This is a genomic window from Cytobacillus kochii (assembly GCF_044790165.1).
Lineage (GTDB): Bacteria > Bacillota > Bacilli > Bacillales > Cytobacillaceae > Cytobacillus > Cytobacillus kochii.
Genome location: NZ_CP085254.1, coordinates 4150127 through 4165933 on the forward strand (window position 1 = coordinate 4150127; position 15807 = coordinate 4165933).

Consider the following 15807-nt stretch of genomic DNA (forward strand, 5'->3'; position numbering starts at 1 on the left):
CTCCCCCTTATACGTTTAAAAACTTTGAATTGGACGCTTTGCCTAAAAAGTCTTGTACTCTGGCCTTTAGCTCATCCTTTGCTTGATAATGATCAAAGTAGGTCATCCCCATACGGATAGGATCGCCGAAGAAGTAGTATTCATAATGCATTTGCCTGCTGCCAAATGCACTCATCGTGATATCCCAAGCCAACCTAAATAGTTGAACTCTCTCGTAACCTTCTAGATTCTTCCCTTGTAAACCACGGTGAATAATATCACCAATTTCTTCATTTTGAAAATCAGCTTGTGTCGGAATTCCCATTAATCCAGATGCACCTAGTACACGTAGAATTTCTATGAGACGAGGATAAACTCTTGGGTACCAGTTGCGTGCAGCATCGAGTGCCTCGTAATCAGGTGTCATGGTCCCCCACTTATCGAGCTTTGCATTATGTTCAGCACGGTACATATGAGATTTCATCGTTTCAAGTGCCAACATGATTTCTGTTCCTTTGTCCTTCACATGTTGGAAACTATCAATACCAATGGCATCCATCATCGACAAAGCTACTCCGAGTATAAATTCTGTCTTAATGATATTTTTTGAAACGACTTGGTGCGACATATGCACGACCGCATTTGTTTCGCGGAAGGTGCGGTTACAAATTGATGAATTCCCGCACACAAATACACGCTCCCACGGAACAAATACATTTTCAAATGATACAATTGCATCTCCTTCTTCAAAACGGGAGCTAAGTGGATGGTCATAACTATTCCTCCCATAATCGAATGATTCCCTACTAATGAACTTCAATCCTGGGGTATTATTCGGAATGGCAAACGCTAAAGAATACGGATCATCCAATTCACCTGCTTTTTTCACAGTCGATGGAAATACAAGAATTTCATCAGTGATACCGCCTTGCGTTGCTAATAAACGGATACCATCCACATATATTCCTTCATCTGTTTTCTTCACTAAATGGAGAGCGACATTGGCATCCTTCTGTTCATGTTGTGCCTTAGCCCTGTTCACTTGTGGATGAATCAATGTATGTGTCAAACTAATATCATTTTCCCTAGCAAATTCGTAATACTTACGTGCGTTTTCTGCGAACATCGGATCTGCTTCAGCAAATAATTCATTTGATACACCCATAGCCATCACTTCTGCATTCAAGTAATCGGGTGAGCGGCCCATCATACCACCTGATGTAAGGGCCCACTCTTGAATGGCTTCTCGTCTTTTTATTACATCTTCAATCGTTTTTGGTTGCAGCCATGTCATTCCTACTTGTTCACCTGTTGTTGGTGACGTGTAAAGCATTTTTTCCGGTTTTTCAAACTGCAAATCATATAGATCTGCCATTGATTTCACGACACCTTTTAAACCAGGATGTGCTGTTACGTCTTGCACTCTTTCGCCGTGCAAATAAATGTTATTGCTCGCCTTTTTTAGCCGCTCGATATATTGCTTTCCATTCTTTGCCCCCATCTATTCCCCTCCTTATTTTTTCTTACCGAATTGTGGAATATGGTGATCACTGATGGCGACATGAATGACCTTAGGTTCTGTATAAAATTCGAAAATGGCATAATGTCCACCTTCTCGTCCGATACCACTCGCCTTCGTTCCACCAAACGGAATTCGTAAATCCCGTGTGTTTTGCGAATTAATCCAAATCATTCCTGCCTCTACAGCTTGGGCCACACGATGACCACGCTTAATATCATTCGTCCAAACGAAGCCAGCTAAGCCGTATTTTACGTCGTTTGCCACTTGGATGACCTCTTCTTCTGTTTCAAATTCAATCACTGCCATCACTGGTCCGAAGATTTCTTCCTGGCAAACTTTCATATCATTCGTCGCGTTTAATAATAAAGTTGGTGGAACATAATTACCGGCAGAGAATGCTGCTGGCACATCCCCTTGGAAAACGTCACAGCCTTCTTCTCCCGCGATTTCAATATATTTTTTCACTTTGTTATAATGGGCTGTTTCAATCAGCGGGCCAAGTTCTGTGGCCTTATCCATGGGATCACCAACGACGATATTCTTCACCCGATCTTTAAGTGCTGCAACGAACTTTTCTTTAATATTTTTGTGCAAAAACACGCGGGAGTTCGATGTACAGCGTTCACCGTTAAAAGAGAATATCCCCCAAACAGCTGCATCAAGGGCGCGATCTAAATCGGCATCCTCAAAAACAATCAACGGTGATTTCCCCCCTAATTCCATTGAGGTTTTCTTCAACGTATCGGCAGCATTTTTAATAATGGTTGAACCAGTCGTTGTTTCACCCGTAAATGAAATCGCTTCCACATCAGGATGACGAACAAGGGCATCACCTGCTGTTTCCCCGAAGCCATGGACAATATTGAATACCCCTTTAGGTAAACCTGCTTTTTGAATCACTTCAGCCAGTTTATTCGCCGTTAATGGAGATAGCTCCGCAGGTTTAAGGACGACCGTATTCCCAGTCGCTAATGCCGGCGCCACCTTCCATGTCTCTAACATAAATGGGGCATTCCATGGCGTAATTAACCCCACAACCCCAAGCGGTTTATAGATCGTATAATTGATAAATTCATCGTCCACTTGGTAGGCTTCACCATGCAAGGTCGATTCAACCATTTTCGCGTAAAATCGGAAGTTCATCGCTGCACGTGCCGCTTGTTTTTTCGTTTGGCTGATAGGCAACCCTGTATCAATCGCTTCTAATCTCGCAATCTCTTCCGCTTCTTCATCAATAAGGTCAGCAATGCGGTTAATATATACCATCCGCTCTGAAATTTTCATCGTTTTCCAAATTGTCTCGAAAGCTGTTTTCGCACTCTCCACTGCAACATTAATATCTTCCTTATCGCCTTCAGCTACAAGATTAATCGTTTCATTTGAAAAGGGACTTAGATTGGCAAATGTTTTCTTTGAAACACTATCAACAAATTCACCATTGATAAATAGGGATACATCCTCAACTGCAAAATTTTGCTTTGATTGATTCGTCTCGGTCACATGATTAGTCATATTGTTTCACTCCTTGTTTAAATCACTTTACTTCTGCACGACACCGCCAGGAAGGTCCACATAATGTTTTAAGACTTCTGCAATTTCATCTTGCAAGCTCTGCGTAGGTAAATCCATCGGCAGTCTAAGTACCGGCTTAATTTTGCCCATTTGACCAAGTGCTGCTTTTAATGGTGCAGGATTCGTATCTTTGAACAAAACATCATTCAACTGCATGAGTTCGTAATGCAAGTTTTGCGATTGTTCTACATCGCCAGCTTTCCATGCATCATAAATCGCTGCCACTTTATCTGGGACAATATTTGCTGTTGCGCTAATATGTCCTGCGCCACCAATGGCTAGCATCGGATAACATAACAGTTCAATTCCTGAATAAAGTAGGAAATCACGACCGCAATTCAGTAGTACACGGTTCACATGTTCGAAGTCCTTATTCGATTCTTTTACACCAATAATATTCGGGCAATCTTTACTCAACTTCGCAAGTGTTTCCACATGCATATTTGTGCCTGTTCGACCTGGAATGTTATAAACGATGAGGGGGAGATCTGGTACGGATTCAGCGACAAGTTTAAAGTGCTTATATAGCGCATGTTGCGAAGGTTTATTATAATAAGGAACGATGATAAGGGCAGCATCTGCACCCATCTCCGCTGCTTTTTTCGTTAAGTACAATGTTTCTTGATGGTTTGTTGAGCCTGTACCTGGTACAAATGGTACTCTTCCGTTAATTGTTACTTTCGCCACTTCCATCACTTTCAATCGTTCATCGATTGTTAATGAACTTGGTTCTCCAGTTGTTCCTGTAACAGAAATACCATGACTTCCGCTTTCAATGTGCCAATGGATGAGCTTTTTAAATGAGTCAAAGTCTATCGATTCATCTTCATGAAATGGTGTAATAATCGGTGCAATCGAACCTCTTAATCTTTGTTTTACTTCAGCAAACTTCGTCATTTACAAACACTCCTTCTTTAAGTTTATTTCTGAAATTTTTGAATATTTTTATTGTAAGCTCTTTCATTTGCAGTTTAACATGTGTTAGATTATATAAAAAATATTGTTTTTGTTTGTTTTGGATATAAAAAAAGTATCGTTTCAAGGAGGAGCAAGATGGACATAAAGCAGCTGCAATACTTTTGTACAATTGTTCAGGAAGGGCAAATCACACGCGCAGCAAAGAAGTTACATATGGCACAACCACCACTTAGCCACCAACTGAAACAACTAGAAGAAGAACTCGACGTTAAATTATTCGATCGCATTGGTAGGAAAATGGAACTGACCAAATCAGGTAGCGTCCTTTATGAACGTGCCTTACAAATATTATCTGAGTTAGATGAAGCTAAAAACGAAGTCAAAGAAACAAATGAAGGCGTGAAAGGAAAGCTTTCTATTGGTGCGAGCAAATCTTGTTTCGCCTTTTTACCAGACCGCTTACGGGCGTTTCGTGAAAAATATCCTCTTGTTACCTTTCAGTTAAGAGAAGGCGATACTTACTACATTGGCGAGCTGTTGAAAAATCGCGAAATCGAACTAGCTGTCACTCGCCTTCCGCTAGAGATGGATGATATTGAGATGATTCGCTTTCCGACAGAACCTTACGTACTAGTCATTCCAGAATCATGGCAACAACATATCCACAACAAGACCTCCATCAAAATGATAGATATCAAAAACTTCCCATTACTCTTACTCCATCGCATCAATGGCAAAGGTCAATTCGAAATCGTCACAAATGAATGCCGTCGTCACGGCTTTGAACCGAAAGTGATTTTGGAATGTCCCGATGCCTCTATGCTTTTATCTCTTGTTACTGCTGGGGTTGGTGCAACAATAGTACCTAAGTCTACATTGCAATCCTATTATGCAGATAAAGCGATTGTCATAGAGCTAGAAGATGCAACCATTCAATCGGAATCGGCCATTATTTGGTTGAAAAATCGTTACCTATCGAAAAGTGCCCGTCGAATGATAGAGACCTTTCAAACAAACGTTTGATTGGATTTGGTTAAATGGGTATATCTGGTTTCGAACTGGGGAGAGGCGATTTTCACAGTTCCTTTTTACCGGGAGAGACAGTGATTTTTTTTGGTGCGCTTGATGAACTGAGAGCCGCAATTTCTCTTTTGGTGTCACTCTCATTTCCCCCTCTTCCTACAATAGCCGTAACATCTCTCCTCATAAAAAAACAAGATACCCGCCAACAACCAGGTATCTCGTTCACCAATATTTAATGTTTAATTACACCTTTCACATCGCTACCTGTATGTGATTTTACTAATATTTCTGTATAGCGATCCTCTTCCAAAGCTGCTTTCTTGGCACCAATTTTCGTCCCAATGTAACAAGCTAAGAAACCAAGTGGGATAGAAACGATACCTGGTGAAGAAAGCGGGAAAATAGCTTCGCCTGTTAAGAGCGCCGCACCTGGTACAGGATTCCACACATTCGGGCTTAAGGCAACGAGTGTAAGCGTCCCTAGCAAACCGACTAACATGCCGAAAACCGCCCCCGTTTTATTAAATTTTCGCCAGAATACCGTAAATAAAATAACTGGAAGATTCGAGCTTGCTGCCAAAGTAAAAGCAAGGGAAGCTAAGAAGGCAACATTGAAGCTTTGTAAAGAAAGAGAGAGTACGATGGATACCGCCGTAATCACTATTGAAGCTAAGCGAACCATGTTCATCTGCTGCTTCTCTGTCGCTTGTCCATTTTTGAAAATTTCATTATACAAATCATGAGAAAAGGCAGCTGCCCCTGTCACAACAATCCCCGCTACAACTGCTAGAATCGTTGCAAATGAAACCGCTGAAATGAAGGCAAACATCAAATCCCCACCAACAAGTTGCGCCAATAATGGTGCCGCCATATTACCAGCTGGATTGGCTTCAATAATGGATGGCATTCCTACTAACTTCGCTGCACCAAACCCTAAGAAGATCACCATAAAATGAAAACACCCCATAATCCACATGACCCAAACAACGGACTTACGCGCTACTTGGGCATTGGGAACTGTCAAGAATCTGACTAAAATATGCGGTAAGCCTGCAGCCCCAAGCAACAATCCTAACACCAATGAAGCTGCATCCAATCCACTTAAATACTTTACCCCAGGGTTTAAGAAATCGGCTCCAACTGGTGTAGCAGTTTTCATCTCAGCAAACATCCCAATGAAGTTAAAACTAAATTGCCACATCACCATGATAAACAAAATAAAGGTTCCGCCCACGAGTAAAATCGCCTTAATTATCTGAACCCAGCTCGTTGCCGTCATTCCACCGAAGAGTACAAATGTGAGCATACCAATACCAACAATAATGATTGAGATATGAAATGGAATACCTAATAACAATTTGAACAAAGCACCAGCAGCTACCAATTGTCCAAGCATATAAAAAATGGATATAACAATTGTGTTAATCGCAGTGACCGCGCGCACCTGTTTGAAACGGTAACGTGCAGTAATCATGTCACCTAATGTGTACTTACCTAAATTTCGTAAAGGTTCAGCTACTAAAAATAAAATCACTAAGAAGGATAGTAATGCAGGATACATAAGGAAGAATCCATCGAAACCTGACAGAGCAAAGGCGCCAATTAACCCTAAAAAGGTCGAGGCAGACATAAAGTCACCTGCTAAAGCCAAACCATTTTGCCTAGCAGTTAATCCACCCCCTGCTGTATAAAAAGAACCAGCTGTCTTTGTTTTCTTCGAAGCAAAATACGTGATTAGCAAGGTACCAATGGTAATAATTGAAAAAAGGATAATAACCTGAATATCCATGTTATACATTCTCCTTTTCTAACATACTTTTCACCACTTCATCAAAATGAGCGGCCCGTTTCACATAAACATTGCACACCCAAAGGGAAACAGGGATAAAAGAAACACCATATAACCAAGCAAGTGTCACTTCTCCAAAAACATGGACATTTAATATATCCGTATACAACGCTAGAAAGGGCAAGAGTAATGAGTAACCAACATAAAACAGCGTAAACGAGATAATAAACTTTTTCTTTTCTGCCATTAACCCTCGAAATTCATCCATCCCTGCTATTCGATCATATTTACTTACATGGGATTGATGATTACGCACTTCATTTTGCATGGACGATCACATCCTTATTTAATTATTTATCTAAAAATTCAGTCTTTTCTAGAGACTTTTCAAAAATCACTCTATCATGACCATCCAAATATAGAAAAATACCAATTTCATTAGTTTTAAATATAAAAAAAGTATAGATCTCCCAGATTATCTTGTGAAAACCCACTCAGCTCCTTACTTTCTCTATTTTTTACGTTAAATCATTACATTAACAAAAAATAATTGACTATTTTAACAATTTGAAAAATAACTTGTAATCTATTATGATTTAATCACCCATTTTGTTAAAGGAGTGTTGATCACATTGATGAAAGCAATGATGAGATATAATGGACAATTCTTTTTACAAGAGGTTTATGTCGATTCTACTAAACAACTAATAACCCGAGGAGAAGAGACAACCCCAATTGAACAGCTTGTCGTCCATCCCCCAGTATCTGGAACGATTTACGGAACATTACTTAATTACAAAGGTGAGTTAGAAGCACTTGGTTCAGCTGTTTATGAAAGCCCTTACCAACAACCACCGAAAGCACCCATTCTTTATATCAAACCAGTCAATACAATCAATTACCATCAAGCGAGCATTCCTATGCCAAAAGAAGAAGATACCTTACAAATAGGCGCTGCCCTTGCAGTAGTCATCGGTAAAAAAGCAAGCAACGTATCAAAAGAAGAAGTACAAAATTATATTTTGGGCTACACAATTGCTAATGATGTCAGTATTCCACATAGCAGTGTTTACCGTCCTGCCATCAAGGAAAAAGCGCAAGACGGATTCTGTCCAATCGGTCCATGGATTGTTGATCGAAAAGAGCTGGCGAACCCTGACGACTTAGATATTACCGTCCATATCAACGGAGAGTTAAAGCAACAGCAAACAACTAGAAACTTAATCCGCCCCGTCGCTGAGCTGATCGCAGAGGTTACTTCCTTTATGACCTTATTTGAAGGCGATACATTACTAGTCGGTGTACCAGAAAACCCTCCGCTTGCTCGTAATGGGGATGTTGTCAAAATAACGATTGCTGGCATCGGCTCACTTGAAAACCAAGTTATTATCACAAAACAACCAGTAAAGGAGAATACGATATGAAAACCGCACGTGTCGCCTATAAAGGGAATATCCACGAGGCAATAGAATGGTACGGTAAGCTACAATTAGATACTGGCGCCATCGTTTCAGAAGATGATGTCGTTTGGCTCCCTCCTATTGTGCCACAAACGATTTTTGCATTAGGACTCAACTACGCCGATCATGCGGCAGAGCTTTCTTTTAACGCACCGAAAGAGCCCCTCGTTTTTTTAAAAGGACCTAATACACTTATCGGTCATAATGGGGAAACTTTCCGCCCTGCCGATGTTACCTATATGCATTATGAATGTGAATTAGCAGTAGTCATTGGTCAATCTGGTAAAAATATTCAAGAAAAGGATGCTTATAACTATGTCGCTGGATATACCGTGGCCAATGATTACGCCATCCGCGATTATTTAGAAAACTACTATCGCCCAAACCTACGTGTGAAAAATCGTGATACATTGACACCCATCGGCCCCTGGTTTGTCAGTGCAGATGAGATAAAAAATCCAATGAATCTCACTTTACGCACCTATGTAAATGACAGTGTCGTCCAAGAAGGAACAACGAAAGATATGATTTTTAGTATTCCAAAGCTCATCGCCTATTTAAGCAGTTTCATGACACTCAACAAAAACGATATCATTCTCACTGGGACACCAAAAGGTTCAGTCGATACGAAAGTGGGAGACACGGTCATCACTGAAATCGAAGGCATCGGCCGACTCAAGAATACCATTATAAGCGAACCTGTCTATCAGTGAAAGGAGGATTTTTATGCCACATTTCATTATTGAATATACGAGCAACATCAAAAGCGCTGCACATATTCCCGCCTTATTAGAGAAAGCGAACAAAATCCTCATCAGTAAATCGCCTACTTTTCCGATAGGCGGAATCCGTTCAAGAGCCATTGAGATAGAAGACTATTATATTGCAGATGGTCAGGCAGACGATGCCTTCGTTCATGCAACACTCAAAATCGGCTCCGGACGAAGTGAGCAGGTAAAGGCAGCTGTATGTGACGAACTCTTTACTATGATGAAGGATCACTTCAAGGAACTATATGATCAACGCTATTTTGCTTTATCAATGGAACTGTATGAATTTAGCGAAGCTGGTACGTATAAGTGGAATAATATTCATGGTCGGTTTAAACAGCAACCGAGATAGGCATTATTATGAGGACAAAGAAAAAAATATTAATTAAAACAACAAAATATTTAGTACACAAAAAAGCTTTGGATTTGGTCTTGCCCCTGTCAAGTAGACAACATAAAAAGCTAAGCAGTGAGCGCGTGTCGATATTCAATCGGCGCGCGTTTCTTTAGTTTCTTTTGTCTTCGTTTGTAATTGTAATGGTAAATGTAATCCTCAAGAGCTTGCTCTAGCTCTTCTTCTCCCTTACACTTACTTATATACAGCTTCTCGGTTTTGAGGTGTGAAAAGAATGATTCTATACAGGCATTGTCCAGGCAGTTTCCTTTGCGAGAGTGGCTGCCTTCGATGCCATAATCCTTTAATCGGTTGCTGTATATTTTTGACGTGTACTGGAAGCCTTGATCCGAATGGAGAACGGCTCCAGCCACGTCTTTTTTCTTTGTCCATTTCTCTACCGTTTTTAACACAAGTTCCAAATCATTTCTTTGGGCTAGCTCCCAACTTACTATTTCGTTATTAAAGAGATCCTGTATGACCGATAAATAATAATATTCTTCGCCAACAGACACAAATGTGATATCCGTTACCATTTTTTGATTAGGTCCTACCGCCTTGAACTTCCTTTTCAGACGGTTAGGAAAGAGGTTAGAAGGAATATGACCATGTCGTTTTCTCTTTTTTCGGATGACTGATTGGATGTTCATTGCCGCCATCAATCGGTAGACCTTTTTGTGATTAATTAAATACCCGTTTTCATTTAATTCGTCTGTAATACGGGGTCGTCCATATTCGGGATGCATGAAATGTATGCCCAAAATGTGCTCTCGAATCTCTTGTTCATCCCTAACTTTTTCTTCTCGTTTATGATTGTTTTTTCTCCATTTGTAGTAGCTTGCCGGTTTGATATAGGCAATCTCCAACAGCCAGGAGACCGGATAGGTAACCCTTAACTCATCCACCAATTCATATTTCATTCGTCTGGGGTTTTCTCCTCCTTTACCAGATTTGGATACTGCTTTTTTAGAAATTCAACTTGTGCTTTCAAATAATCCCTTTCCTCTTCAACCGACTTAAATTTAGTCCTAGGCCTGCCTTTTAAAGGATTAGAAACTCCTTTACGCTCATCAAACGGGGCTCCTTCTTTCCATTTCTTAACCCACACTTTAAGCTGGCTACAGTGACGGATTCCCAGTTCCTCTGCCAATGCTTTATAACTTTTAGACCCATTCACATATTTCATGACGGCATTATGTTTAAACTCTTCCGAATAACTATTAAAAGTTTGTCCTTTCTTTGCCATAGAAAAATCCCCTCCAAGTAGTATTCTTTCCTTCATGGTAACATGAAGGTTTTTTTGAATGTCTACTTAAAGGGGACATTAACAATTTCAAAGCTTTTTTGTGTCTTTAATAGGTTGTTCTACATTTAAAGCAAAGGGTTTAGATTTTATTTGCTCTCATTTACTGTGTACTTAAATAAGAGTTCCCCATTGTCAGGGTCCCTTTCATTCATACATTCGAACCCAATACTTTCGTATAAGCGATAGGCCGTTTTATTTTCATCAATGATACTTAAATATATCACGTTTACCCCATATTCTTTTGAAACGATATCAATAAGTTTCTTCATCGCAGTTTTCCCATAGCCTTTGCCTTGATAGTTTTCATCGATCATTATTCTATCAATCCAAGTCTCTTTATTAGGACCAAAAGAACCGTACATAGCAAAGCCGATCATTTCTTCATCCAAATATATAGCTACTGGATGCCACTCTCGATGTGCATTCGCTTCATTTAAACATTCATCTACGGTTTCAATGAACTTTTCTTGTCCAGACTTTAATTTTATATTTCTAACGTTGAACTCATTCGTAACATCTATATCTTTAAAATGCAGTTTACTCATATATAAATTAATCCTCCAACACTTCAATCTTATATTTAAAATTTTCTTACGTATGTTGAAATCTTACCATAAGTATCACAAACCTTTGTGTTTTCTCATCTGACAAACCCATCTCTATTCAAATAGTACCATCATTTGCAGGTTGCTACCTTAAGTCTGCAAATATCTCTTAGCAGAAAAGCATCCCATTAAAACAATTGCGTTGACTTCATCCCATTCTCAGGGAATTTTCTATGGTGTTTTAAACAACTAGATTCGTAGGTAGTACAAATTCTCCAATTACCATATAATTTAAATATTCCGTATTTTTTAAGGAGTTGAGAATCATGCAATTACAAAATAATAAGATTGGCTGGCTTGAAGGGATTATTGAGGCCATTCATGATGGAATTCTGGTAATCGATCACGTTGGTGTGGTGCAATTAATAAATGAGGAGTATACACATATTACAGGTGTCAGTGCAGAACAGATAGTAGGAAAGCTATTACAAGAGGTACGACCAGGAGCACTTCTGCCCACTGTTTTAAAAGACGGCTTGGCACGAGAAGGTGTATTCCGAAAAGAAATGACAATGGAATATGTTGTGGATATGGCTCCCATTTGGGATCAAGGGAAAATCATTGGTGCCGTTTCTGTTTGTAAAAGTATTCCTGAAGTTTATCGATTAAATAAAGAGCTGAAAAAAAGTCGTAAACGAGTCACTATGCTTGAGAGAGCTGTTGGTAGAATTCATCAGGCAAAATACACCTTTGCAAATATTATCGGTAGTGATGTCCAATTAAAGCAGACGATAGAACAAGCCAAAAGAACCGCACAAACAGATATGAATATTTTATTATCCGGTGAATCTGGTACTGGCAAAGAGCTTTTCGCACAGGCCATCCATAATGAAAGTAAGAGACGTGTAGCACCCTTTGTTCCAGTTAATTGCGCTGCTATCCCAAGCTCCTTATTAGAAAGCGAGCTTTTTGGCTATGAGGAGGGAGCTTTTACTGACTCTAACCGCGACGGAAAGATTGGGCTCTTTGAGCTTGCCAATCACGGCACGCTGTTTCTCGATGAAATCGGTGATATGTCATTTGAGCTTCAGGCCAAGCTTTTGCGGGTCTTACAAGAGGGCTCTTTTAGAAAAATTGGTGGTCTCGAGGAACAAACGGTTGATGTTCGAGTAATTGCAGCAACGAATAAAGAATTGCAAAGCATGGTAGAAAAAGAACGATTCCGCGAAGACCTTTTTTATCGAATTAATACGGTTCATTTAACCATACCGCCTCTTAGGGAAAGAAGAAATGATATTACAGAAATCATCGCCTTTTTATTAAAAAATGAAGCACACATTACTTTTGATCCAGAAACCATTTTTATCCTTCAACACTACCATTGGCCAGGGAATATCAGAGAATTGAAGAATGCGATTCAATACGCCATTAGCATGTGTGATCATCAAGTCATTCGCCAGGAACATCTACCTGACACAATCAAGAAAGCGTTTAATGCAACGCAACAACAATCAATAACGCTCCAGCCGCTAGAAAAGATACTGAATGATACAGAGAGAACAGCCATACAAAGTGTACTTAATCAAACAGGGACGACAGTGAAAGGAAAAAAGAAAGCGGCACAAATCTTAGGTATATCACTTGCTTCCTTATATAACAAATTAACGAAATATCATATTTAAGCCTGCTTTCTAAGGAATTAGAAATTATAAACCCTTTTCTAATATTCTAGAAATTACACTATCACTGATATGAAGGGCTCTTTTAAACCTTCATGTTTCTAATTCTTTAGAAATGACAATCCATCATTTTAAAAAATCCCTTTCCTATCAAGGCTTATTTTTTGGCATAAATCATGCATAACGAAATGTAAGCGCTTAATACAGTTAAGGAGGTTTTTATTTGTTATCCATCATGGGGTTCTTAACCATCGCAATTTTTCTATATTTAATTTTATCAAAAAAGTGTCTGTGATTGTCGCTTTAATATTAGTCCCAGTTTTCTTTGGGCTTTTCACAACTGACTTGAACAGTCTCGGCGCGATGATTCTTGAAGGAGTTACTTCTGTGGCCCCAACAGGGATTATGCTTGCTTTTGCCATTCTTTTCTTTGGTCTCATGAGTAAAGCAGGTCTTTTCGATCCAATTATTTCTAGAATATTAAAACTTGTGAAAGGGGATCCGTTAAAAATAGTCATCGGTACAGCCATTATTGGAATGGTCACACATTTAGATGGCTCGGGTGCCTCTACATTCCTCATCACGATTCCTGCTTTACTTCCTTTATATGAACGTTTAGGAATGAGCCGACTTGTGCTCGCAGGTGTAGTGGCCCTTAGTGCTGGGACAATGAATATCGTTCCATGGGGCGGTCCAACTGCACGCGCATCAAGTGCACTTGGTATAGATACGGCAACATTATTCAATCCCCTGATTCCCGCTATGATCGCTGGGCTTATTTGGGTGCTATTTGTTAGTTATTACTTTGGTAAGAAGGAAAGGAATCGCATCGGTATTCAGAACTTTCAATATGATTTTAATCAGGAATTAAGCGCAGAGGAAAAAAAGGCAAGAAGACCTAAACTTCTTTGGCTCAACTTCCTTCTTACTATTTTAACCATTGTTGCATTAGTAAAGGTATGGCTCCCTCTACCCGTGATTTTTATGGTTGCCTTTGCTCTAGCTCTAATTCTAAATTATCCGAACCCTAAAGACCAACAAGAACGAATAACTGAACAAGCTACAGGCATGGTCACAGTGGTATCCATTATATTCGCTGCGGGTATCTTCACTGGTGTTCTCTCAGGCACAGGCATGATTGAAGCAATGGCAAATACACTTGTATCCATAATACCTGAAAGTACTGGTTCCTTTATGGGCCTCATTGTTGCCATTACAAGCATGCCCCTCAGTCTCGTATTTACACCAGACGCCTATTATTTCGGTATCCTACCCGTTCTAAGTGAAACAGCCGCCAACTACGGGGTAGCCGCTGAAAATATTGGTCGTGCAGCTATATTAGGGCAGATGACAACTGGATTTCCTCTCAGTCCATTAACGGCAGCTACCTTTTTGCTACTAGGATTAGCCAGAGTAGAGTTAGCTGATCATCAACGATTTATTTTCATCTGGGCTTTTGGCACAACCATTGTAATGACAATTGTTGCTCTTATTACTGGTGCAATTGCCATCTAATTTTATAGGAAAAGGAGTGTTCGACTTGCTTCGAATTGGATCAGGAGCAGGATTCGCGGGTGACCGTATTGATCCTGCCATCTCTTTAATAGAAAATGCACAACTTGACTACCTAGTACTGGAAGGATTAGCAGAACGAACCATTGCGCTATCTCAAAAACAGAAACAGAAGGATGCCAACAAAGGGTATAACGAATATCTCGAAGACAGAGTTCGCCCACTACTCCCTTCTCTTTTAAAAAATAAAGTCAAACTTATCACAAATATGGGGGCGGCTAATCCAATTGCCGCAGCAAAGACTATTTTACAAATGGCTCGAGATTTAAACCTTACATGTAAAGTTGCAGCGGTTTCAGGCGACGATGTCTTAAACGATTTAAACTTTCATCAGTTCGAAACAGAAGACGGAGAAAATTTAATGACATTTGAACCCATTGTTTCGGCTAATGCCTACCTTGGCATTGAAGCGATCTTACCTGCTTTAGAAGCAGATGTAGATGTGATTATTACAGGTAGAGTGGCTGACCCTTCGCTTTTTTTAGCGCCACTCATCCATCACTTTCAATGGAATCAAGATGACTTTGACTTGATGGGGCAAGGCACTTTAATTGGACATTTACTTGAATGTGCTGGACAAGTGACAGGTGGATATTTTGCTGATCCTGGCCTGAAAGAAGTAAATAACCTAGCAGATCTTGGATTCCCCTTCGCCATCGTAGCTGAAGATGGCAAGGCGATAATTACAAAACTCCCTAATAGTGGTGGTGTCGTCAATACTCAAACAGTAAAAGAGCAATTACTTTATGAGGTGCATGACCCAAGTCAGTACTATACCCCTGATTGTATTGCGAATTTTAGTACAGCACAAATGGAAGAAATAAAGCCAAACGAAGTGCTTGTTTGGGGAGCTACAGGTAAAAGAAAACCAGATACACTGAAAGTATCTATTGGTTACCATGCAGGTTATCTTGGAGAAGGTATGATTTCCTATGCCGGATCAACTGCCGTCAATCGCGCCAAACTGGCAGAATGGGTGATAAACGAGAGATTACGTGCCAATGTACCTCAATTACGAACAGACCTAATCGGCTTAACGGCTCTCCATCATACAACTTATACTCACACAACACCTTACGAAGTCACTGTGAGAGCAGCCGCTTTATGTAAAGAAGAGCAGACAGCCAAAATGATTGGACATGAAGTTGAAGCACTCTATACAAACGGACCTGCTGGAGGAGGCGGGGCACGGAAAAAAACAGAAGAAGTGATAGGAATCGTTTCTACCTTTATTGATCGCTCAGCAATAACAATTCATACTGAAATAATGGAGTGATA

Annotated in this window: 14 protein-coding genes and 1 pseudogene; 7 read left to right on the forward strand and 8 right to left on the reverse strand. The window is 40.0% G+C overall.

The features are described 5' to 3' along the window. Nucleotides 1-7: 7 nt before the first annotated feature. Genes hpaB through hpaI form a run of 3 tightly spaced genes read right to left on the reverse strand, consistent with a single transcriptional unit; the run spans nucleotide 8 to nucleotide 3970 of the window. Nucleotides 8-1480 (reverse strand): 4-hydroxyphenylacetate 3-monooxygenase, oxygenase component, encoded by a 1473-nt coding sequence (hpaB, locus tag LG276_RS21200; RefSeq protein WP_224937286.1) that lies wholly within the window; start codon nucleotides 1478-1480, stop codon nucleotides 8-10. 12 nt (nucleotides 1481-1492) lie between these two features. Further along, nucleotides 1493-3013 (reverse strand): 5-carboxymethyl-2-hydroxymuconate semialdehyde dehydrogenase, encoded by a 1521-nt coding sequence (gene hpaE / locus LG276_RS21205; protein WP_224937287.1) that lies wholly within the window; start codon nucleotides 3011-3013, stop codon nucleotides 1493-1495. Nucleotides 3014-3040: 27 nt separating this feature from the next. Then, a complete protein-coding gene (hpaI, locus tag LG276_RS21210; protein ID WP_251162240.1) occupies nucleotides 3041-3970 on the reverse strand; it encodes a 2,4-dihydroxyhept-2-ene-1,7-dioic acid aldolase in 930 nt (309 codons plus the stop codon). A gap of 156 nt (nucleotides 3971-4126) precedes the next feature. On the opposite strand from hpaI, the gene LG276_RS21215 reads away from it, so the two are divergent. Further along, complete coding sequence (locus LG276_RS21215; RefSeq protein ID WP_224937288.1) at nucleotides 4127-5014, forward strand: LysR family transcriptional regulator; 888 nt, start codon at nucleotides 4127-4129, stop codon at nucleotides 5012-5014. A 232-nt stretch (nucleotides 5015-5246) separates the two neighbouring features. Here LG276_RS21215 and LG276_RS21220 read toward each other — a convergent pair whose 3' ends face one another. Together LG276_RS21220 and LG276_RS21225 are read right to left on the reverse strand one after the other, a co-directional pair. Beyond that, nucleotides 5247-6803 carry a cation acetate symporter gene (locus tag LG276_RS21220; RefSeq protein WP_251162241.1) on the reverse strand — a complete coding sequence of 519 codons (1557 nt, stop codon included), beginning with the start codon at nucleotides 6801-6803 and terminating at the stop codon, nucleotides 5247-5249. 1 nt (nucleotide 6804) lies between these two features. After that, complete coding sequence (locus tag LG276_RS21225) at nucleotides 6805-7131, reverse strand: DUF485 domain-containing protein (RefSeq protein WP_251162242.1); 327 nt, start codon at nucleotides 7129-7131, stop codon at nucleotides 6805-6807. A gap of 307 nt (nucleotides 7132-7438) precedes the next feature. Here LG276_RS21225 and LG276_RS21230 point away from each other — a divergent pair, with 307 nt between their 5' ends. From LG276_RS21230 to LG276_RS21240, 3 genes are read left to right on the forward strand one after another with little or no spacing between them, the layout of a single operon-like run. Beyond that, complete coding sequence (locus LG276_RS21230) at nucleotides 7439-8227, forward strand: fumarylacetoacetate hydrolase family protein (RefSeq protein WP_306470042.1); 789 nt, start codon at nucleotides 7439-7441, stop codon at nucleotides 8225-8227. Continuing rightward, complete coding sequence (locus LG276_RS21235; RefSeq protein WP_251162244.1) at nucleotides 8224-8976, forward strand: fumarylacetoacetate hydrolase family protein; 753 nt, start codon at nucleotides 8224-8226, stop codon at nucleotides 8974-8976. The genes LG276_RS21230 and LG276_RS21235 overlap by 4 nt, the downstream gene beginning before the upstream one ends. Nucleotides 8977-8989: 13 nt before the next feature. Next, the gene (locus LG276_RS21240) at nucleotides 8990-9385 is read left to right on the forward strand and encodes a 5-carboxymethyl-2-hydroxymuconate Delta-isomerase (RefSeq protein WP_251162245.1); all 396 of its coding nucleotides are present in this window, start codon (nucleotides 8990-8992) and stop codon (nucleotides 9383-9385) included. 110 nt (nucleotides 9386-9495) lie between these two features. On the opposite strand, the gene LG276_RS21245 is transcribed toward LG276_RS21240, so the two are convergent. From LG276_RS21245 to LG276_RS21255, 3 genes are all read right to left on the reverse strand, one after another. Further along, the gene (locus tag LG276_RS21245) at nucleotides 9496-10347 is read right to left on the reverse strand and encodes an IS3 family transposase (protein WP_373370910.1); all 852 of its coding nucleotides are present in this window, start codon (nucleotides 10345-10347) and stop codon (nucleotides 9496-9498) included. Further along, nucleotides 10344-10673 carry a transposase gene (locus LG276_RS21250; RefSeq protein WP_251161713.1) on the reverse strand — a complete coding sequence of 110 codons (330 nt, stop codon included), beginning with the start codon at nucleotides 10671-10673 and terminating at the stop codon, nucleotides 10344-10346. The genes LG276_RS21245 and LG276_RS21250 overlap by 4 nt, the downstream gene beginning before the upstream one ends. Before the next feature lie 146 nt (nucleotides 10674-10819). Then, nucleotides 10820-11278 (reverse strand): GNAT family N-acetyltransferase, encoded by a 459-nt coding sequence (locus LG276_RS21255; protein ID WP_251162246.1) that lies wholly within the window; start codon nucleotides 11276-11278, stop codon nucleotides 10820-10822. Between the two features lie 326 nt (nucleotides 11279-11604). Here LG276_RS21255 and LG276_RS21260 point away from each other — a divergent pair, with 326 nt between their 5' ends. The 3 genes and pseudogenes from LG276_RS21260 to LG276_RS21270 all read left to right on the forward strand — a co-directional run bounded on the left by LG276_RS21260 (nucleotide 11605) and on the right by LG276_RS21270 (nucleotide 15805). After that, nucleotides 11605-12960 carry a sigma-54 interaction domain-containing protein gene (locus tag LG276_RS21260; RefSeq protein WP_404292774.1) on the forward strand — a complete coding sequence of 452 codons (1356 nt, stop codon included), beginning with the start codon at nucleotides 11605-11607 and terminating at the stop codon, nucleotides 12958-12960. Nucleotides 12961-13180: 220 nt separating this feature from the next. Next, nucleotides 13181-14472 (forward strand): annotated as a pseudogene (locus LG276_RS21265) (CitMHS family transporter). A gap of 16 nt (nucleotides 14473-14488) precedes the next feature. Continuing rightward, nucleotides 14489-15805 carry an acyclic terpene utilization AtuA family protein gene (locus LG276_RS21270; protein ID WP_404292776.1) on the forward strand — a complete coding sequence of 439 codons (1317 nt, stop codon included), beginning with the start codon at nucleotides 14489-14491 and terminating at the stop codon, nucleotides 15803-15805. Nucleotides 15806-15807 lie beyond the last annotated feature (2 nt).